The organism is Frankia sp. RB5, assembly GCF_059816245.1.
The window spans coordinates 24806-45153 of record NZ_JCBATA010000040.1; the positions used below are offsets into that span (position 1 = coordinate 24806).

Sequence of the window (20348 nt, forward strand, 5' to 3'; positions counted from 1 at the left end):
CGGGGTTCACCCAACCGCGCGGCCGGCGTCGGCGCGGACGGCGGTGGTCGCCAGGGTGGTGTAGTGCATCGTGAAGCGGCCGCCGAGGGCGTCGAGGGCACGGCCGACCGCGCCCAGGATCTCGGCCAGCTGATCGGCGCGAAGGCGGGTGAGGCCACCGGTGGTGGGAAGCAGGTCCAGCCACTCGTCGCGGGTGTACGGCCGCTCCCAGTCGAATCGCCACTGCTCCGGACCGTCGAACCGCCCGGTCTCGCGGATCCGCTCGGCGATCGTCGCGTACACCGCCTGGTACATCTCCAGCGGACGTCGCGGCGGCTGATCGCCGAACGGGGAGTCGGGCACCACCCGCCGGTAGGCGGCCGCGAACGGCTCGGCCACCTCGGCGGGCGGCTCGAACACGTGCCCGAAGATCGCCAGGAGGCCGCGGGGGCGCAGCACCTGGGCCGCCTTCACGGCCCCGGCGACCGGGTCCACCCAGTGCCACGACTGGGCGGCGATCACCGCGTCGAACGTCCGTCCGGCCGGTTCCCAGGCTTCGAACGTCGACACCTCGACCCGCAGGCCGCGGGCGCGGGCGGCCTCTGCCATCCGCGTGTCCGGCTCGACACCGAGCACGGTGCAGCCGGCGGCCTGGAACTGGCGGGCCGCGATGCCCGTGCCGGCGCCGACATCGAGCACGCCCGGCCCCGGACTCCCGGCGACGACTCGCGCCACCAGATCCTCGGGGTATCCCGGCCGGGCCCGGTCGTAGCGGTGCGCGTCCGTGCCGAAGGACTCGGCCATCTGCCGAGCCTGGTGCGGTCGGGCCTGGCGTGGTCGCGCCGGCTCCGGCTGCTCGTGCTCTCGCGGTAGAGTGGGCATGCGCCCACCTTAGTGGGCGATTGCCCACTTGCCTACGGATGCCCCGGGGCCTGGCGCACGAGAGGATCAGTCCGTGCCGACCGGGGTTCACCTGCGCGACGTGCGGCAGCAGCTGTTCGACGCCGCCGAACGCGTGCTGCTGCGAGACGGCCCGAGCGGGCTGACCAGCCGGGCCGTCACCGACGAGGCGGCCTGCGCCAAAGGCGTTCTCCATCGTCACTTCGCCGACTTCGATGCCTTCCTCACCGAGCTCGTGCTCGACCGGGCCGCGCAGCTCGAGACCCGCGCGCACGCGCTGCGCGAGACCGTCGGCACCGCCACCGTGGCCGACAACCTCGTCGGCGCGCTCACCACCCTGTTCGGCCCGGTTCCCCTCGCGATCATCCCGCTCATCACCTTCCGCGACGAGCTGCGCGCGCGGCTACGCCAGGCCAGGCCGGACGGCGGCATCGCGATCCTCGCCCAGGTCACGGCCACCGTCCGCGCCTACCTGGCCGACGAGCGCGCCGCGGGCCGCATCGCCGCCGACGCCGACCTCGACTCCCTCACCCTCTCCCTGGTCGGCGGCGTACACCTCCTGCTCGCCGACCGCGCTTCCAGCGCCTCCGACCCACCACCCGCGGCAACCATCACCAGACTGGTGACCACGGTGCTCGCCGACGCCATCCACCGGCGGCCTCGCTAGGCCGCCCATGGGCCGCGATCACTGTCCGTGCGAGCACACCGCTCGCGGGCGGCGCGGCGCAGCCCCTTGATCTGTGCCTGGGACGGCTGGCCCGGGCACGACTGCACCGGCGCGACCTCGGCCGGGTGCCCTACAACGCTGCCCCCCATGCCGGCCGCGGCACCGCCAGCGACCACCGCCCCACAACCTGATCACGACCTTGCTGTGGACGTGGCGTGCGGCCTGCAGGGTCACGGCGCCCGATCGTCTGCCTGCGCCCGTGCGCGGGCACGCCGCTGCGCGTTCCAGGCGTCGACGGTCGAGCGTCGCCACCGGGGGCGACGGCGGTCGGCGGGGCGTTCGTCGTCGGGATCATCGGGGGGCGGCGCGGTGCCCTCCTCGACACGGGCACGCCAGGAGGACGCGGTGAGGCGGATGCGGTCCGCCACCTGGGTCACGGTCAGCAGCGGATCCGGGTCCATCCGGCCATGCTGCCCGACGGATCCCGACACCGCCGCCCGCCGCGCCCGTTGGCGCTACCGTGTCAGGGCGCCGCGCCGCGCCGCGGCCCGCGGGAACGATGTCGACGCCGATCAGGGCCTGCGGGTGTGGAAGGTGCGGCGCAGGTCGGTGATCCAGGCGGCGGGGTTCTCCCAGGGGATGAAGTGGCCGCCGTGGTCGTGGGCGCTCACGTTGACGTGGTGGAACCACGTGGCCTGCGGGCCGGAGGTGAACGCCGCGACGCGTTCGTCCGTGGTGTGGATGCCGGGTGGGTTCTCGTAGGTGACGAAGGTGAGACCGGTGGGGGCCTGCACGACCGGGGTGCGGTCGTGGGAGGGGGTCCAGGGATAGCGGTTGGCGTTGGCGTAGTAGCGCATCGACGTGGCGATGGCGCCCGTCACCCAGTAGATGGTGGCGTGGGTGAGCAGATCGTCCTTCGTGAAGACGGAGGCGAGGTCGCCGCCGTTGTCGCTCCAGGCATTCCACCGTTCGAGCAGCCAGGCGAGCAGTCCGGCGGGTGAGTCGGCCAGGCCGTGGGCGAGGGTGGCGCCGTCGAGCATGTGCACGGTGAGGTGCGACGCCCAGCGGCGGTCCTGCTCGATGATCCGGGCGCGGATGGCGGCGGGCTGGTCGTCGGACAGCGGCCGGCCTCGGGCGAAGTCCCAGGCGCGGGGGCCGGTGAAGAAATCCAGCGGCAGCCCGGAACCGATGTGGATCCCGTACAGCGCGTCCGCGTACTTGTGGCCGAGCTGGCTGGTGACCAGGGCGCCGATGTCGCAGCCGCCGGCGGCGTACTTCTCATAGCCGAGGGTGTCGGTCATCAGGGTGTGCCACAGGTCGGCGACCTTCCAGAAGTTCACATCCGGAAAGCCGGTGAGCGGGCCGGGGAAACCGAACCCGGGCAGGGACGGCACGATCACCTCGAACGCGTCCGCGGGGTCGCCGCCGAACGCGGCCGGGTCGGCGAGCGGGTCGATCACCTTCGACCAGTGCCAGAACGTCCACGGCCAGCCGTGGGTGAGGATCAGCGGAATCGGCCGGGGGCCGCGGCCGGGGCGGCGCAGGAAATGCACCGGGATACCGTCCACCGGCACGACGTAGTGCTCGTAGCCGTTGATCGCGGCCTCGGCCGTGCGCCAGTCGTAGCCGTCATGCCAGTAGTCGACCAGCCCGCGCAGATAGCCGGCCGGAACACCATAGGACCAGTCGTCGTTCCCCTCATCCACCGGCGGACGGGTCCGCGCCAGTCGGGCCCGCAGATCGGCGAGGACCTCGTCGGAGACCTGGATCGGACGGGGCTCGAGGGGGAAGGCACGCGGGGTGGTCATCGCAGGGTTCTCCTCACCGGGCAGCAGGAGCGGCGGCTGGGCGTGACCGTGACGGGCCAGGTTCGCTGACACGTCACCGGATCCACCGTGTCCACCCCAAACCTAATGTTCCGGGGGCGTGCTTTCGGGATGATCGGGCCATGGTGCGCATCGCGGCGGTGGGAGATCTACATGTCCGTCCTGGTACCGCCGCCCGGCTACGGCCGCGGTACCAGCGCGCGGCCGACGTGGCCGACCTCCTCCTTCTCGCCGGCGACCTCACCGAGGCAGGCGATATCCCCTCCGCCGCGCAGGTGTGTGAGGTGTTCGGCGGACTTGACCTGCCGGTGATCGCCGTCCTCGGCAATCACGACTACGACCGGGGCGAGGAAACGGCGATCGCCGCCATGCTGACCGACGCCGGTGTGACCGTGCTGGAGGGAACCGCGACCGTCGTCGACATCGCCGGCAGACAGGTCGGGATCGCCGGCGCCAAGGGGTTCGGTGGCGGGTTCGCCGGCCGCACGGTCGCCGCGCACGGTGAACCGGAGATGAAGGCGTTCGCGTGCCACGCCGAGACGGCGGCCCAGACCTTGCGCGACGCGTTGGGGCAGCTCGACGTCGACCTGCGGGTGGCGCTCACGCACTACGCGCCGAGCAGGGACACGCTGGCCGGAGAGCCGTTCGAGATCTACCCGTTCCTGGGCAGCTACCTGCTCGGCGCGGCCATCGACGACGAACCCGCGTCCCACACGCAGGGCACTGGCACACGGCACCCGGTCACCCTCGCCCTGCACGGCCACGCGCATTACGGCACCGAAGTCGGCGTCACGCCCGCCGGCACGCCGGTCCGCAACGTCGCCGCACCCGTCATCGGCGCCCCGTTCGCCGTCTACCAGCTACCGGACGTGCACCGCATCGGCTGACACGACAGGGCCGTCGAGACGACAGGGCCGTGGCACCGGCCGCCGGTGCGTCCCTTCCACGCATGAGCCCGCGGGTGGTGATCGCCGAGGACTCGGCCCTGTTCCGCGCCGGCCTGGCCCGGCTCCTCGAGGACGACGGCCATGAGGTGTGCGCGGCGGTGGGCGAGGGCGGCGCGCTGCTGGCCGCGGTCGCCGAGCATCAGCCCAATGTGGTCGTCGCCAACATCCGCTCGACGCAGTGTCATGCCGTGACGTGCAGGTCGACGACGCGGTCCTCGGGATCGCGCAGGACGTGATCGCCCGGTTCCAGCGCGATCCGCAGGCTGTCCAGGGGGACTGTCAGACCAATCCTGGTCCGCCCGGTCGCCGTGCCGGCGCCCGCCGGGTAGAGCTCGAGGACCGTGCCCCCGGCCAGTACCGCCGCGTAGTGCTCGGGGCCGCCACCGTGGCGCTCACCTTCGAACACCAGCCCCAGGTTCCGGTAGAAGTCGCGGCAGGACGCCAGGCGGGCACAGTAGAGGACAAGCAGGTTCACCTGCACCTGGGTCGAGGGTGCGCGGTCCAGGTCGAGTCTCGCCGTTCCAGGGAGGGCATTCCTGCTCCGGGATGCGTGGGACATCGTCCTCATGCTGCTCCTCTCGGTCGGGCGCCGCGACCGTTGGACCGTCCGACTGGACCGTTCGACGGACACCGACCGCTACCATCGCTCACCATCAGTGGGATGGATCGGGATCGGAATCGGGGGACGCGGCGGACGGCGGTGGCTGGCAGCGAAGCCGAACGCTCGGCCGGGACGCCGTCGCCGCGGCGGGCACGGATCGCCAGCATGATCGCGATGGTGCTCATCGGGCTGCTCGTCGGCTCCTGGGCACCGCGGATCCCCGGGGTCAAGCAGCACCTGGGGGCCAGCGACGGTCAGCTGGGGCTGGCGTTGCTGGGCGCGCCGTTCGGCGCCGTGGTCACGATCTGGCTGACCGGGCGGCTGCTTGACCGCATCGGCAGCCGCGCCGTCCTGCGGATCACGTTCGCTCTCACCTGCGCCGTCGGGGTGCTGATCGCGCACGCGGGGACCGTCACCGGGCTGTTCGCGGCTCTCGCCCTGTGGGGTGCGGCCGGCGCCGCCGCGGACGTGGCGCTCAACGCCCAGCTCGCCGTCGTCGAACGCCACTACGGCCGGCCGATCATGACCACCGCCCACGCCGCCTGGGCCGGTGGGGCGCTCGCCGGCGCCGGCCTCGGCTCGGCCGGCGCGGGGCTCGACGTCCCCCTCGACGTCCAGTTCGCCGCCGTCGGCGCAGTCTGCCTCGCGGTGATGGTGCTGGCGACACGCGCCATGCTCCCGCACGACGACGCCGGCGGCGCCGCCACCGACACGCCCACGGCGATCGCGCGGACGGCGACGCGACAGCTGACGGCGACGCGCAGGCCGTGGCGGTCCGCTCAGGGGCTTCGGCGGGTTCGGATCCCCCGGGCGCTGGTGGCGCTGTGCGCGATGGCCTTCGCCACCATGCTGTGCGAGGGCGTGGCCGCCGACTGGAGCGCCCTGTACCTGCAGGATGTCACCGGCGCCGCCGCCGGCGTGTCCGGGGTCGGCTACGTCCTGTTCGCCGTCGCCATGCTCGTGACCCGGCTCGTCGGCGACACCGCCACCGCACGCTTCGGACCGGACCGGGTGGTGCAAACCCTGGCCGCCGTCGCGGCCGGCCTGTTCGCCGTGGCTCTGGCGACCGGCTCCAGCGCGGCGGGAACCGTCACCGGCATCGCGGGCTTCGCGGCTCTCGGTGTCGGCACGGCCTGCGTCTTCCCCGTCGGCGTCTCCGCCGCCGTGCGGGTCGGGACCACCGCGGGCTCCGCCCTCGCCGCCTTCGCCACCTGCGGCTACATCGGCTGGCTCGCCGGCCCGGTCCTCATCGGCGCCCTGTCCGACCTGATCGGCCTGCACGCCGCGATGGCCGTCGTCCTCGCCCTGCTCGCCCTGATCGTGCTGCTCTCCCCCGGCCTGGCGCAGGCGATCGGCCAGGGGTCCAGCCGGATACCCACCGAGCCACCGGACACCAAGAGCGGCGTCACAGCCTGATCACGATCACGCCGCGGACAGTTGTCCGACAGGCGCACATCACACCGGACCTCGCGACACATGGAAACAGCCGAGAGACCTGCCGCCACGACTGCGATCCTGACACCAGGCCCACCAGCGGACTGGTCGGCATCACGACTACTCAGGCTGGAGCAAGCCAGATCGAGGTCACCGACGGCCTCGAAGGACGTACGCCCTGGACGCGATGGACTCGACGCGGAGGTCAAAAGCATCGCGACAGGCACCGTCGGGGACCGGCCGATCGCCGTCACCGGCAGCGCGGACGGCACCGTCCGGCTCTGGGACCTGCGCACCCGGGCCGGGGGCCGCCTTGTCGGCGCCCACGACGCCGCGGTCGGAGCCATGGCCATCGGGACCGCGCGGGGACAGACCGTCGCGATATCCGGCGGCGAGGATGGCGACGTCCGACTCTGGAGGCTGACCGAAAGCTCCCCCATCGGCGTCTCCCTCGGCGGCCGGATCAGCAATGCGGTCAAGACCGTCGCCATCGGCGCGGCGCATGGCAGGGACCTGGCCCTCGCGGGTAGCGACGATGGCGCCATTCGCCTCTGGGACCTGGCCACCGCCCGCCTCTACGGGCCAGGCCTCACCGGCCCCGGCACAGGCCCGGAAGCACTGGGCATCTGCTCTCTCAACGCCCGTACCACCGTCCTGTCCGGACACTGGGATGGCACCTTGTGGACGTGGAGCCTGTAGCCGGGACCCGCGTCGCCGCCCGCCATCCGCCATCCGTACGCGCCGGCGAACGTCGCGCCGCCGGCCAGGACCGCCCCGGCCGGGCGCGCGCCGTCGAGCCAGGCCAAGAAGGCCCAGATCAGGGCAATGCTGACCGACTCGGCGGGACAGAGCCTTCCGACAGGCAGGCGAATTGGCCCGCGGACTCAGCCCTCGAGGAAGACGATGCGTTCCGGGGGGACGGTGAGGGTGACGGTCTGGCCGGTGGTGCCCGACGCGGTGGCGACGGTGACGAGGCTGTCCAGGGCGGTGGCCTGGCCGTCGGGGACGGTGAACAGGCGGTCGTCGAGGGTGGCGAGGAAGTCGCGGAAGCCCGACAGGTCCACGCCGCCGGACTCGTCGAGGGTCAGGTACTCGGCGAGGCGGCGGAACAGCTTCGGCAGGACCACAAGGTCGTCGGTGAGCGCGGCGCGCGAGGAGACGGTGAATCCGGCGGTGGTGACGTCGAGCTTCCAGATGCCGGTGGCGGCACGCCGGGCGGCCTCGGTGGTCGCGGCGAGATCGGCGCGCAGGTCGGCGTACAGCTTCGAGTAGAACGTCGGGTACACCCAGCCGGCGGCGAGCAGCCTGTGGTTGACCGAGCGGTGCAGGCCCTCGACGTCGAGGAACACCGACCCGCCGTCCCGGGTGCCCGTCGGCGGTTCGCCGGCGAACGCCATCGCCACCGCGCGGCCGTACTTGTCGGCGAAGCGGGTGAGGATGTAGCCGTCGGTCTGGGTGGGGGTGGCGGCGGTGACGGTGCCGCCGGTGGTGCGGGTGACGTCGGTGAAACCGAGTTCGCGCAGCAGCGCGTCGGCGGCGCCGGCACCGAACTCGGGCCGCTGGTGCCACTCGTGCGGGGCGTGCGGCGGGGTGTAGTGGGTCTCCAGGGCGTCGATGGCGTCCAGGCGCAGCTGCACACCACCCGCCGCGTTCGCCTTCACGGCGATGCCGGCCCGGCGGAAGGCCTGCCGGTCGCGCGGATAGAACCGCACCGAGTCCCCGTCCGGCGACGCGCCGACCACCCGATAGCTTCCCATGATCAGTGTCAATGGCACGGTCCGTATCTTCCCGGTCGCCATAACCGCCATACCACCGCCCGCCATGAACGCCCGATGAACACTGGATCATCCGGGTCCCACCGGCACGAACCGGGTCAGGCCGCGCGCCCGAGGCGTTCCGCGGAACGCCACAGCCCAGACGATCCCCGCGCCGCGCGCCCACCGGAGTGGCGCGGGGCCGAGCCGCGGCGCCCGACGCGTTCCGCGGAACGCCACAGTACGGATGATCTCCCCCTGGTGGTCCGGTGCGCCTGCTGGCGGAACTGCCCGGGATGAGCAGCCCGCGAGGACCGGGACCCACCACCGGCGGGCCCGTGCACCGCCCGGCGAGGCCCTGCCCGACGCCGGCCCCGCCGGGATCCTCCCCCCGTCCCCGGCCGGCGGGCACCGCCACGTTGGCGCAGGCAGAGCTGCCCGTCCGGGCCCCGCCACCCGCACCCGACACGACAACCGACCGCGCCCGACCGTCACCACCTGACGACGCATGACGCTGCCCACGCCCCGGCCGGACCCCACGGCCCGGCCGTCCGCCCTACCATGGAGATGATCAGCGAGACGATCGGCCACCACGAAGGGTGACAACGACGTGACCACGTTCGAGGACGCCGCCGCCCTCAGCCGCGCCGAGAGCGGCCTCGCCGTCATCTCGACACAGCGGCCCGACGACGCCGGCATCCAGGCGTCCGTCGTCAACGTCGCGTTCATGGACCATCCGCTCACCGAGAAGCCGGCCGTCGCGTTCGTCACCTACGGCGGGATCAAACTCGCCCACCTGCGAGCCCGGCCGGCCGCGGCGGCCACCGTGCGCTCGGGCTGGCGGTGGGCCACCGTCGAGGGCAGCGCCGAACTCATCGGCCCCGACGACGCCCACCCCGACGTCGACGCCGAACGGCTCCGCCTGCTGCTGCGCGAGATCTTCACCGCCGCCGGCGGCACCCACGACGACTGGCCCACCTACGACCGCGTCATGCGCGAACAGCGCCGCACCGCCGTCCTGCTCACCCCCACCCGCGTCTACGGCCCCTGAGCGTCTACGGCCCCTGAACCCGGCTCCGTCCCGGCCGAGCACCGCGGCGACCCGAGCGGCTGGCTCGGCCACACGCGTGGCCCACCGGCCGCCACCATGAGTGGCAGATCCGTTGTGATGGGTATCCTCTCCGTTCATGGAGGATCGGGGGATCCATACCGCTGGCGCGCCGCCGGCCACACACAGCCATGAGGCCGATCGTCGGAGCCTGGCACCACGCCGGGTGCCGGCTGCAGCGCGGCCCGACATCGCGGAGCGGCGTCAATGACGCCACCACTGCCCACAGAGCCCGACGGCGCGGACTTCTCCGTCGTCCAGCGCCGCGCAGCCCGCGATGCCGCACAGCGCCGAGAGCGCTACCACCACCTGACGACAAGCCTGGACGAATGGGCCGCACTCGCCGCGGCTGCCCGCGTCAACGACGACGCCCGTGACCGCCTCGACCGGCTCCTGGACCCGGGCTCGCCGTTGCACGCCGCGCTCGCCGAGGCGCACCGGCCGTGGCGCGGCGGCGAGGACCGCGGTGTCGCCCGTGACCCCCTCGAGGACGAACGGGACGACGACAGTGTTGATCTCGCCGCTGCCAGCGCCATCCTCTCCGTCATCAGGACGCTGTGTGGGACCGGCACGCGCGCGCAGCTGCGGGACGCGGCCGAGCACTGGACCCGCGCCTGCCTTCCCTCGATCGGCGGTCCAGGCCACCCCAGCGCCGCCAGGACCACGGCGGTCGCGATGATCGACGGCGTTCCCGGACTGCCGCACCGGGGGCTGCTGACGCTGCTCGCGTGGCGGCTCGCGGGCACGGAGCCACGAGTTACCCGCATGATCCGTCTCCCGGTGCTGTTCGACCGCACCACCACCGGTGCCCGCGCCTTCCTGTGCCTGCGGGTCCTCGACGCAGGCCCGGCCGGATTCCATCCCGACCCGGTCATGGCCTTCCTCGCCGCCGACGCCCCGTTCGCCGACGCCTTGCGCCGTGCCTGGCGAGGATCCCCGCTGGCCGGGACAGGCAGCTGCGTGACCTGGGCCGTCCTCGGCGAGGATGGTCGACCGGTCAACGACTTGGCCGACGGCTCCCTGGGCGGCGCTGTGGCCGTCGGACTCGTCGAGCTACACCGGCTGCGCTGGCGGACCAGCCGCGTCAGCCCGCGCCGCCTCGACAGGCGATGTGCGCTCAGCGCCGCCCTCGACGCCGACGGCCGCGAGCTGCGGCCGATCGCCCCGAGCAGTCTAGCCCGCAAACTGCGTGCTGCAGCCGAGGCGGGTGTCAGCCGGGTCATCGTGCCCACCGCCAACGCCGATGATGCCCGCCTGGCCGTCCGTGCGCCCACGGCGGCCGGCGGGCGCCAGATCCGCGTCGACGCCGCCGCGACCGTCGCCGAGGCAGTGCGGCGCACGCGCATCACAGTCAATCCCGCGTTCGCCTGGCCGGTCGCCGTCGTTGTCATCCTCGCGACGGCGGCGGGCACGCTGACCGGCGTGCTCTCCTCGAGCGAGCAGGCCGCACACCGGCGCACGGTCGACGCGCAGCGCCAGGCAACGGTACGCACCTTGCAGGAGCAGGCGGCCGGTCTCGCCGGTCACGACCCGACCACCGCCCTGCGGCTCGGGGTCGCCGCGGCCAGGCTCGACCACGGCAGCCCGCCGAGCCTGGCGGCACTGCGCGAACTCCTCGACGCCACGCCGACTCGACGTGCCACGGTCGGGCATCCCAGCGCCGTGAACCGCGTCGCGGCCGATCCATCCCGCCGACTGTTGCTGACTGGCTCCGGCACCAGCGTGCATGTCTGGGACACCGCGTCCTCCCGGCCGCGGCAGGTCGGCGAGCTGCCATCCCACACCAGCGTCAACACGTTCGCGCTGGGAGCGGGCGCGCGGCTAGCCGCAAACCTCGACGGACACGTCTGGCTGTGGGACCTGCGCGATCCTTCGCGCCCACAGCGCCATACCGTGCTAGGCGGCCCGGCGACCGACCTCCGCTTCAACGCCGACGGCGGGCGCCTGGCGACAGTCTCGAACGGCGGCGCCGCCGCGCTGTGGGACACCCATGATCTCGATCATCCGCGCCGGCTCCTTTCCCTGCCGGCGGCGGTTACCTCCGCGTCTGTGGACAAGGCCGTGATCGGACTCGACGGCGACGCCACCACCTTGGCCCTGGTTAGCGGCGGAGCCCTGCGGGCCTGGGACATCACGGATCCCGCGCATCCACGCATTATCGGCGTGTTGCCACAGCCCGCCGATCAGAAGGCCGTCACGCTAGCTCTCGACCCGCACGCGGCGCTCCTCGCCGTCGGCTATGACGACACCACCATCCGCCTGTGGGACCTGCGTCTGCCGACCTTGACGTCGCCCGCCGCCACGCTACCGCCGTCGAGTGCCGGAGTCTCCGACCTCGCGTGGAGCCCAGACGGCGCCATGCTGGCCGTCTCTCGGAAGCCAACCGGCACCGGCGCTGCGGCAAAGGCGGCGACCGTCGTCTGGGATCTTCGTGATCCGGTCAGGCCAAGGCAGGCCATGACCCTTCCTGCCCAGGCGGCTGCTGTGCGCCTCGCCTTTCCCGATTCCGACCTTCTCGTCGTGTGCGACGATGAGGGCACTGCCACCGAGTGGCGCCTGCCCGGTAGGCGACGCTGGTCGGCATTACGGGCGGCACGTCTTTCCGGGGATTTGACCCGAGTTGGCGTCACTGCCGATGGGTCGCTGGCCGCGGTCGCCGACCCAGTTGACACCGTCACGCTGTGGGATGTGACCAACCCGTCCAACCCGCGGCGGCACACGGCTGTCCATCGCGGCTCCAACCCCGACCGGGGCGGATATGTCCAGAGCGTCGCCTTCAATCCGGCCGGCACCGTGCTCGCGATCGGCGACGCCTCGGGGTTCCGGCTCTGGGACGTGCGCCATCCTGACTCGCCCGTGCCGCTGCCAGGGCCAGCGAATGGCACGCCTGGCGGCTCAGGGAGCCCCGAGGTGTCCGGCAGGACTGAGGCTGCCGTGCTTGCCTTCTCACCCGACGGGACCGTGCTGGTCAGCGGTACCCAGGGGGTGATGCGCACCTGGTCGCTCACCGGGAATACACAGCCGAAGCTGAGTGGAGTGTTAGGCGGATCCAATACCGTCGGGCTGTCCGACGTCACCTTCGGCCCCGACGGTTCGCTGATGGCCACCGTCGCGGATCAGGGCACGGTAGTGTGGGACGCGCGGAATCCCGCCCGTCCGGTGTTTCGGGCCCGGATGAGTACGCCGGGTGCCCAGCTCGCCCGGATCTCCCCGGCCGGCCAGGTCCTCGCCACCGCCGGGTCAAACGGCACCGTCACCCTGTGGAGCGTCGACGATCCGACCCGTCCGATGTCTCTGTTTTCGTTTTCGGCGGCAGTCGCGAACCTGTCCTCACTCACGTTCACCGTCGGCGGGTCTGTGCTCGTCGTCGGTGGCCGCGATGGTTCGATCGATGTGTGGGACGTGCGGCGCGCCGCACGTCCTCGGCGCCTCAATGCCCCCATGGCCGTTGAACGCGGGAGGGCGGTCACGACACTGGTGACCAGCGATGTGGGTGGCGGCACCCTGTGGAATCTCGCCGATCTCGCCAGCGAAGTCGGCAACGAACTTGTCGAGGCCTGTGCTAGGGCCGGACGCGGCCTCAGGGAGTCGGAGTGGCATGACTACCTGCCCGATCTGCCGTACCAGAAGACCTGCACCCATTGATGACAAGCGGGACCTGGCACCCGATCTGTGAGGATCGGAACCGTCACGGAAGACGTCTTCAGGGGCAGGCCTTGATCGTTGGAGATCGCCGGTTAGCCCCGCGGTGGCTCGCGTGAGCTCACCCCGGACAATAGATGTCATGGCCGCGCACCGCGAAGATGGCTACCGCGACGATTCGTGCGGCATGGCGTCCACTGGCACGATGTTTGGGCATGAACTGGTCGTGCACCTGTTCACGGCGACGCAGGGGCCACGCGCCGCCGACGGCTACGCCGCGCTGCGCGCCATCTGGGCGGACTGCCGCGAACGGCTGGGCATGGGCCACCCCGTGCCCGGCCAGGACCTACCCACCACGCTGGCGTCGACCATGCCGCCACCGTGGTCTACGCCCGAGGGCGTCCTCGCCGCCCAGGAGAAACCGGACGCGCACACCGAGGAGGTGCGCCAGGCGGTGCTGCGCCGCGACCATGACCTGTGGTGCCTGTCGGTGATGGTGGCCCCACCACCGGCCGCCGAGCCCCCGTTGACCTGGGCTGACCTGGACATCGAACTGCGGTCCATGCGCGGCGTCCGGGACGACGCCCTTCTTGGGACGGCCTGGATCTACCAGGGCCGGTGGGGGGTTCCCGGCCGCGTCCCGCGTGTATCGGTGCCCGCCAGCGCCGACACCGCCCGGCGATGCGTGCCGTCCTTGCCGCCCGCGCTAAGAACAGGCTCCTGGCTGATGCGGGGCACCACCACCGGTCAGGGCTTCGGGGTGTGGGAGACCGGGCGGACAGACGACACCCGGCGCGACCGCGCCCTGCTCGTGCTCGCCGCGGCCGACGACGACGAGGCACTGAGCTGTTGGAGCTGGTCGCGCCCAGATGCGGCCATGCCGACGCTGGTGACCTATCTGGCGGCAACCGCCAAGATCCGCTACCAGCTGCGGAGCTGGGGCGACGGCGTGGCGACCCACCAGCTACTCGAACGCGCCGAGCGGGCGGCGCGGCATGTACGTGCCCACCTGCCCCTCCCAGACCCGACCGCGGTCGACGAGGTGCGTACGGTCGCGGTCGACCTGGCGGCCCTGACGGCGAGCCTGGCCACGCGGCGCCAGAGCATCCGCCTCGCCGCCCGCAACGCCCGCAGCGCGCTGCGGGCGGACGGCACGACTCCCGGCGAGCACGATGTGTTCGGCGAAGATCTAGCCCTCGCCAGTCATGTCGACGACCAGCTCGACGCCGACCTGATCTTCCTGGACGCGGCGACCCGCCAGGTCAGCGCCACACTCGAGGTCGCGATGCAGGCCGGCCGATCGCCCGGTGATGCTCCCCCGCACCAACGCGTGGGGAGCCCGCTTCCCAGCTCCGCGGCCGACAGCGCGCTGCCATGGCCCCGTGACCTCGCACTGTCCGACGACGACCGGGCGACGTTACGCGCGGAACTCGCGGCCGCCTTCAGCCCTGGGCAGGCCCGTCACCTGGTCGAGGAGCTCGGGATTCCTCGCGCACGGCACCCGCGGGTGGGCGACGGCGACGGCTCGCCCCTGTCGTGGTGGACGGAGATGTTCCACGAATTCGACCGAGGCCCGGTTCCCGAACCGTACCGGCGTCTGCTCGCCGCCGCTCTCGCCCGCTACCCGTACAACGCCCGCCTGTACCTGCTGGGCGCACGCCACGGGCTTGGCTTGACCACAGATCACGGGGACGTCGAGCCCAGAGCGACCGGTGAGTGAGCGAGGGCACGGCCGGCATGCGGGAACCTACCTGTGGTGACATGACACCGACGTAACGGCTCGATACCGCTACGCTGGCAGCTATGGGGGACCACCGGGGGGACCGTGCGCGGTCGCCTGCGCCGGCACAAGAGGCCGAGCTCGCTCGGCTTCTCGAGGACATGCAGCGCTGGCGGCTGTCAGCCGAACAGTGGAATCGCATCACCGACCTTGTGCGCTCCTGGCCCGCGTCGGGCAGCAACGAACGCGAGGAGATCCTCGCCGAACTCGTCGGGGTGGCCCGCTCGCAGGCCAAACGATTCGGTCGCCCTGATGACGGCACGCTGAACCCACCGCCGCGCGCCCTGCGCAACGTCCTGCAGCACGGTCCGGGTATTCCCGAGCCTCCGGCGGACGACACGGCATCCCAGCCCAAGGACAACGCACCACCGACCGGCGGCGAGATCAGGGCCCGGGCCATCGCGAACCCCGCCGCCGAGGAGCCTCTCGCAGCCCTCGCCACGCTGCTGCGCCGCGCGGGTCGACAGACTCGGTCGCTGTCGACGTTCCACCGCGGCCGGGTGTCCTGGGCCGAGACCGAGGACGCCGCACGGCCTGGTCAGGTGGCGGAATCCCTCGTCGAAGGCATGCGGGTGATCCAGACGTCGGTCGGGCCGGCCGCCGTGCATCTGCTCATCGCCGTGGGGGCCCGCGGCCGTGACGGCGATGTTCTCGCTGTCACCGTCACAGCGGGTGAATCCGCCGATAACGCCGATTCCGACGCGCAGCCGGCAGGCGCCGATGCCTACCTGCTTCCTCTGTGGCGCAACGCCGACAACGAGTTGATCACTGGTCTGGACGTGGCCACCACCGAGGCCACCGTCACCCTCACGATCACCGAACCGTTTCCGGCCACGCTGCTGGGTGCGGACGAGGCCACGCTGGTTCGCCGATCGGTACCGGTCGGTTCCCGCTCCGCCCGCAACGCCTGGCGGCGCATCGCCCGCGCTCGTCGCGAGGATGACACCGTGCGGGGCGCGATCGTCGACGCCCTGCGCTGAGCACCCCTCGGCTGATCCTCGGCCGGCCGAGGATCAGCCGAATCCCCGCGGGATACGCACACGGCGGACGATGTCCGCGACGATGCTGCGTTCCATGCCCAGCACGCCACCGTCCATGCCGGCGGCGTCGAGGATGAGCCGGTGGGCGAGCACCGGAACCGCCAGGTCCTTCACGTCGCCGGGGTCGACATAGCCTCGCCCGTCCGCGGCGGCGCGCACCCGCGCCGCCCGGAGCAGCGCCACACCGGCCCGGGGACTCGCACCCAGGGCGACGCCCGGCGCGGCACGTGTCGCCGCCACCACCTCCACGATGTACCTCAGGACCTGATCGGACACCTCGACCCGGCGGGTGAACGCCAGCAACGCGCGGATCTGCCCGGCACGCAGTGCCACGGGCAGGGCCGCGCCGTGCCGGCCTTCGTGATGGTCACGCAGGATGTTGACCTCGGCGACCGGATCCGGATACTCCAGCCGCGTCCGCAACAGGAACCGGTCGAGTTGCGCCTCGGGCAGCGGATAGGTACCCGCCATCTCCACCGGGTTCTGGGTGGCGATCACCACGAACGGGTCGGGCAGCGCGACAGGAGTGCCTGCGACGGTGACCTGCCCTTCCTCCATCGCCTCCAGAAGCGCCGACTGGGTCTTCGGCGACGCCCGGTTCACCTCGTCGGCCAGCACCACGTTCGCGAACAGCGGACCCGCGCGGAACTCGAAGACGTTGCGCGCCTGGTCGTAGACCTCCGCGCCGGTGATGTCCGCGGGCAGCAGGTCGGCGGTGAACTGGACGCGGGCGAAGGTCAGGCCGACCGATTCGGCGATGCTCCGTGCCAGCAGCGTCTTGCCGACGCCGGGCACGTCCTCCAACAGCAGATGCCCTCGGGCCAGCAGGCAGGTGAGCGCGAGGCGCACCACCTCGGCTTTGCCGCGCACACGTTGCTCGACGTTGTCGGCCAGGTCGTCGAACAGATGGCGATAGTCGGTGCTGGTCAGTCCCGGACGATCCGGGGGTGAGGAGGTGACCATCCGCTGGTCCTTCCTGGCATCCGTCGGGTGATGGCTCTCGGGTGGGAGGGAGCTGTGGCGGGCGGCTCTGGGCGAGGCGCCGCCCAGTGGGGCGAGCGGGACTCAGGTCGGCAGGCGAACCCGGCGGGGCGCCCGTCCGGCGGCGAGAGCACGCGCGTGCCCGGCAGGGCCCAGGCACCCGCCGCCCGGCCCGGGACGGCGCAGGCGCCCCGGGCTCAGGCGATCCGCGCATCGCCGGTGCCACGGCCGCGTGCGGCGCAGCGAGCGGCGCAGGCGGTCGGCATCGGCCCACGCCTCGCCCGCCGCCCGCATGCTCGGCGTTGCCCGTGCGTACAGGGCCAGACCGGCCTGGTCGGACAGGCGGCGCAACGCCCGCCCGTCCGCCGGCTCCGCGCCGACGCCGATTCGGGCGCGCACGGCCGCTTCGACGTCGCGGCGACCGGCGGCGGGACCAAGCGTCGTCCCACCGTCGTCCAGCTCGGCAAGCAGATCCAGCCAGGCGCCGCCGGTGCGGCGACGCGGGTCGGGATGACGCCGCCACCCCCTCCGGATCATCCCTGGCACCAGCAGGACCAGCGCCAGGTAGCAGAGGAGGACACCGGCGGAGGCTGCGCCCCCGATCACGAGGAGGCGGTGGCGAAGTCCAGGCGGTGGGGGCGCGGGGGCAGGGGGTTGGCTCGTCGTCGTGGCCCCGCCCCCGCCTCCGCCTGCGGTTCCCGCGCCGGCCGAGCCGGACGCGCCCCCGCTCCCTGCTCCCCTGCCGCCTGTTCCACCCGCGCCGGCGGCGCTGGCGGCGCTGGACATCGGGGTGGCGGCGGCGCGGCGGGGGGTTGGGTCGAACGCGACCCACCCGAACCGCTCGAAGGCGACCTCCGGCCACACCGTGGCCTGAGCGCCGCGTACCGTGAGCACCGGTCCGCCTTGGACCCGAAACCCCACCACGAGCCGCGTCCGCATGCCGAGCCTGTCGGCGGCAAGCGCGAACACGGCGGCGAACTGCTCCGGCGTCCCCGCCCGCGCTCCGTCCAGGAACGCGGCCAGGTCGGCCGGGCTGTGACCGGCTCCGGCCATCGGGTCGTAGGCGTACCGGCCGCGCAGCGTGTCGGCCAGGTTCACCGCGGCGGGATAGCCGGAGCCGGCGCCACGGCGCACATCGACGACAAGCGCATCAAGACTGGCCGCCAGCGGACCCGAGGCGTCCACCGGCGCGGGGCTGACCGGATGCGGCGCGACGGCGTCACGCACCAACGACTGCTTAGGGGCGGACACAGGACGCACCGTCATCTGGTAGGACAGCCCGGGGCGAGGCCCCGCGCGCGAGAGCAGCAGGCCGCTGGCGACGTCGACGGACAGGTCCGGGCCATCCAGTCCGACCAGGCGGCCCATGGTCGGCATCAGCGGCCCATCGAGGCCACCCAGAGTAACGTGCATGCGCGTCGGGGCACCGAGCCTGTCTCGATCGGCGGCGTCGAGGCCGTCCTGGGGCAGCGGAACTCCGAGCCCGGCCGGCATCGGAGCCGCCGATGTGGACCAGTCGTGGCCGTCATAGCGGTCGAGCACCGCGAGGCGCAGCGGGTCGGCCGGGAGCGGGCCGCGCTGCGACCGGACGGTGAACAGAGAGCGCCGCGGCTCACGCAACCAGCCGCTGACCTTGCTCAGCGGACTGATATCGGTCCACTGGCGGGTGTGCGGGGTGATGGCGGCACGGGGATCGAGCGGGTGGTGGTCCACGGTCCGTGCGGCCGTTCCGGCGAGGATCGCGGCGAGCAGCACCGGTATCGTGGCGAGCAGGGTGGCGAGCAGCGGCCCCGCTGCCGAGCGCAGTCGCGGCGTACACCGGGACCGAGAAGCGCCGCGCACGCCGTGCGAGGGCGGCCGCCAGCCCAAAGAGCCGGGGGTGGCGGCCAGGCGCATCGGGTCGGTGGGCGCACCGGCGGCGGACAGCGCGCCGACGCCGAGCAGGGCAGTGGCGGGTGCCAGGGCGGCCCGGCCCGGCACCGCGAGTAGGACCGCGGCCGCGGCGACCAGACCTGCCGGCGCGAGCGCACGCCCGGAGGCGGCGGGCGCACGCACCCTCACCATCGCGAACGCACCCGCCAGCCAGGTGATGGTATAGGGCACGGTCACCAGCAAGGCGGTGGGCCGCACGGGGAGCGTCGACTCCAGGATCCTTCCCGGCCCCTCGACCGGTCCGGTCAGCAAGAGGCGCCGGGTGGACGGCGCCCAGAGTGGGGCCTGCGCGTGCAGGACCCCAAGCCATCCCGCCACGAACCACATCGCGGCGGCAGCGATCGCGCCGGCAACCGCGAGCAGCGCCCGCGCCTGCCAGCGTGTCGGCCGCGGGCGGAAGCCCCCTTGGGCCAGCCACGTGGCGACAAGCGCCGCCGCCGGTCCGCCCACAGCACCTGCGGCGACGGCCGGGACGAGGGCCTCGTCGGGGAAGGCCCGCTGGAAGACCAGACCTGCGGCGCACACCGCGGCAACTACCAGTGCGAGCCGTCTCGCCAGGCGCCACCCGCCGCCGACCGACGCGGCGGTCATCGATCCTGCCCGCTCGACTGTGCCCACAGCCGCAGCGCGGCCGATGCGCCGGGTGCGGACAGCACCGTCATCCCCGCGTCGCTCGTACGCGCCGGTGAGCCGGCGCCAAGTCGCAGCACCAGCACAGGTCCTCGGCCGTCGCGGTGTCCGCGCAGCCAGCCCGGCACCGCCGGATCGGAATCGCGCTGACCACGGCCGGTCACCACCACGGTGGCCGCGTCCGGTATGGCACCGAGTCCCCGCAGTCGCCCGCCCGGGCCTTCGCGCCCTGGGACGCGGGCCTCGATGCGGTCGATCTTTCGAAAGGTCAACCAGGCGAGCATCCGGTCGACGTCGCCGCGCCGCCCGTCACAGCGCAACTGTGCGGCACCGGCTATCACAAGAATCCGGCCACCGCCGCGCAGCAGCTGTGCCGACAGCGATGCCGCGACGTCGACCGCCTCCTCGAACGCAAGGGGGCCCGCCGCCATCCACGACGCTGCCCGGGTGTCGAGCACGAGGGTCAGCGCGGGATCGGGTACGTCGGTGAAACGGCGGACGAGCAGCGCGCCGGGTGTCGCGGCCCGCGCCCGCAACGTCGACGGCCAGTGGATGCGGCGGACGTCGTCGCCGAGGTGATAGGAACGCAGCCCGGCGAAGGACAGTCCTCCCTCGAGCCGGCCCCAGGTGCCGCCGTCGGCGTCCGTGCGCGCCGCGCGGGTACGCATCGGCGTGGGGACGGGGAGGATGCGCGGGCCCACCAGAACGGTCACCGGCGCTCCGATCTCCCGGCAACGCTCGAGCAGCCCGAAGGGGTCGCGCCGGTGCTGACGCAGCGGGCCGATGCGATGCCGGCCGCGTCGGGTCGTCCGCACACTCACCTCCACCACGCCGGGGCCCTCGTCGTGCCGTGGAACGAGGGCGCGCCCAGCCCAGGCGGTGCCCGGCAGCGACAGTGCGACGGGTCGGGCGCCCCGCCGTGTCCACCGGCCTGGGGCGAGGTGCGAGACCCGCAGGCGTGCCGACACGGCGTCGCCTCGGGTCACGACGGCGCGCGTCAGCTCGATCGACCCGGTCAGCGGAAGGTGCGGTGCCACCGTCAGGCTGGCCGCGACCAGCAGTGCCGCAGCGGCCGCAGCGGCCGCCATCGTGACCTCCGGATAACCCGATGCCAGGCCCAGGGGTGC

Annotated in this window: 17 protein-coding genes and 1 pseudogene; 10 read left to right on the top strand and 8 right to left on the bottom strand. The window is 72.9% G+C overall.

The genetic code is table 11. The features are described from left to right. Positions 1–6: 6 nt before the first annotated feature. Positions 7–861 (bottom strand): class I SAM-dependent methyltransferase, encoded by an 855-nt coding sequence (locus AC6EXY_RS20700; protein WP_499817945.1) that lies wholly within the window; start codon positions 859–861, stop codon positions 7–9. A gap of 73 nt (positions 862–934) precedes the next feature. On the opposite strand from AC6EXY_RS20700, the gene AC6EXY_RS20705 reads away from it, so the two are divergent. Beyond that, complete coding sequence (locus tag AC6EXY_RS20705) at positions 935–1546, top strand: TetR/AcrR family transcriptional regulator (RefSeq protein WP_101831308.1); 612 nt, start codon at positions 935–937, stop codon at positions 1544–1546. A 230-nt stretch (positions 1547–1776) separates the two neighbouring features. Here the strand turns inward: AC6EXY_RS20705 and AC6EXY_RS20710 are convergent, their stop codons facing one another. Together AC6EXY_RS20710 and AC6EXY_RS20715 are read right to left on the bottom strand one after the other, a co-directional pair. Continuing rightward, positions 1777–2007, bottom strand: a complete 231-nt coding sequence (locus AC6EXY_RS20710) for a hypothetical protein (protein ID WP_101831309.1) — start codon at positions 2005–2007, stop codon at positions 1777–1779. A gap of 111 nt (positions 2008–2118) precedes the next feature. Continuing rightward, a complete protein-coding gene (locus AC6EXY_RS20715; RefSeq protein ID WP_499817944.1) occupies positions 2119–3354 on the bottom strand; it encodes an epoxide hydrolase family protein in 1236 nt (411 codons plus the stop codon). Positions 3355–3494: 140 nt separating this feature from the next. Between AC6EXY_RS20715 and AC6EXY_RS20720 the strand changes: the two genes are divergently transcribed. Both AC6EXY_RS20720 and AC6EXY_RS20725 read left to right on the top strand, forming a co-directional pair. Beyond that, positions 3495–4259 carry a metallophosphoesterase family protein gene (locus AC6EXY_RS20720; RefSeq protein WP_499817943.1) on the top strand — a complete coding sequence of 255 codons (765 nt, stop codon included), beginning with the start codon at positions 3495–3497 and terminating at the stop codon, positions 4257–4259. 74 nt (positions 4260–4333) lie between these two features. After that, positions 4334–4555, top strand: a complete 222-nt coding sequence (locus AC6EXY_RS20725) for a helix-turn-helix domain-containing protein (protein WP_499842390.1) — start codon at positions 4334–4336, stop codon at positions 4553–4555. Here AC6EXY_RS20725 and AC6EXY_RS20730 read toward each other — a convergent pair. Next, complete coding sequence (locus tag AC6EXY_RS20730) at positions 4501–4887, bottom strand: VOC family protein (protein ID WP_499842391.1); 387 nt, start codon at positions 4885–4887, stop codon at positions 4501–4503. The two genes, AC6EXY_RS20725 and AC6EXY_RS20730, sit on opposite strands and share 55 nt — an antisense overlap. A gap of 198 nt (positions 4888–5085) precedes the next feature. On the opposite strand from AC6EXY_RS20730, the gene AC6EXY_RS20735 reads away from it, so the two are divergent. From AC6EXY_RS20735 to AC6EXY_RS20745, 3 genes and pseudogenes are all read left to right on the top strand, one after another. After that, entirely contained in the window at positions 5086–6336 is a 1251-nt protein-coding gene (locus tag AC6EXY_RS20735; RefSeq protein WP_165818321.1) for an MFS transporter, read from the top strand. 60 nt (positions 6337–6396) lie between these two features. After that, positions 6397–6642, top strand: a pseudogene (locus tag AC6EXY_RS20740) (WD40 repeat domain-containing protein); the annotation flags it as partial. A gap of 57 nt (positions 6643–6699) precedes the next feature. Continuing rightward, positions 6700–7053, top strand: a complete 354-nt coding sequence (locus AC6EXY_RS20745; protein WP_243407395.1) for a WD40 repeat domain-containing protein — start codon at positions 6700–6702, stop codon at positions 7051–7053. Positions 7054–7238: 185 nt separating this feature from the next. Here AC6EXY_RS20745 and AC6EXY_RS20750 read toward each other — a convergent pair whose 3' ends face one another. Beyond that, positions 7239–8129: a nuclease gene (locus AC6EXY_RS20750; protein ID WP_101831331.1), complete on the bottom strand. Its 891-nt coding sequence runs from the start codon at positions 8127–8129 to the stop codon at positions 7239–7241. Positions 8130–8718: 589 nt separating this feature from the next. Here AC6EXY_RS20750 and AC6EXY_RS20755 point away from each other — a divergent pair. From AC6EXY_RS20755 to AC6EXY_RS20770, 4 genes are all read left to right on the top strand, one after another. Further along, the gene (locus AC6EXY_RS20755; protein WP_101831312.1) at positions 8719–9159 is read left to right on the top strand and encodes a TIGR03618 family F420-dependent PPOX class oxidoreductase; all 441 of its coding nucleotides are present in this window, start codon (positions 8719–8721) and stop codon (positions 9157–9159) included. A gap of 264 nt (positions 9160–9423) precedes the next feature. After that, positions 9424–12861: a hypothetical protein gene (locus tag AC6EXY_RS20760; RefSeq protein ID WP_499817941.1), complete on the top strand. Its 3438-nt coding sequence runs from the start codon at positions 9424–9426 to the stop codon at positions 12859–12861. A 184-nt stretch (positions 12862–13045) separates the two neighbouring features. Continuing rightward, entirely contained in the window at positions 13046–14578 is a 1533-nt protein-coding gene (locus tag AC6EXY_RS20765) for a CATRA conflict system CASPASE/TPR repeat-associated protein (RefSeq protein ID WP_499817940.1), read from the top strand. Positions 14579–14661: 83 nt separating this feature from the next. Continuing rightward, entirely contained in the window at positions 14662–15618 is a 957-nt protein-coding gene (locus AC6EXY_RS20770) for a CATRA system-associated protein (RefSeq protein ID WP_133150633.1), read from the top strand. A 33-nt stretch (positions 15619–15651) separates the two neighbouring features. On the opposite strand, the gene AC6EXY_RS20775 is transcribed toward AC6EXY_RS20770, so the two are convergent. The 3 genes from AC6EXY_RS20775 to AC6EXY_RS20785 all read right to left on the bottom strand — a co-directional run bounded on the left by AC6EXY_RS20775 (position 15652) and on the right by AC6EXY_RS20785 (position 20309). Then, positions 15652–16641 carry an AAA family ATPase gene (locus AC6EXY_RS20775; RefSeq protein WP_101831316.1) on the bottom strand — a complete coding sequence of 330 codons (990 nt, stop codon included), beginning with the start codon at positions 16639–16641 and terminating at the stop codon, positions 15652–15654. Positions 16642–16743: 102 nt separating this feature from the next. After that, positions 16744–19182, bottom strand: coding sequence for a transglutaminase domain-containing protein (locus AC6EXY_RS20780; RefSeq protein ID WP_499817939.1), 2439 nt, complete (start codon positions 19180–19182; stop codon positions 16744–16746). Continuing rightward, positions 19179–20309, bottom strand: coding sequence for a DUF58 domain-containing protein (locus tag AC6EXY_RS20785; RefSeq protein WP_165818322.1), 1131 nt, complete (start codon positions 20307–20309; stop codon positions 19179–19181). Before AC6EXY_RS20785 ends, AC6EXY_RS20780 begins: the two co-directional genes overlap by 4 nt. Positions 20310–20348 lie beyond the last annotated feature (39 nt).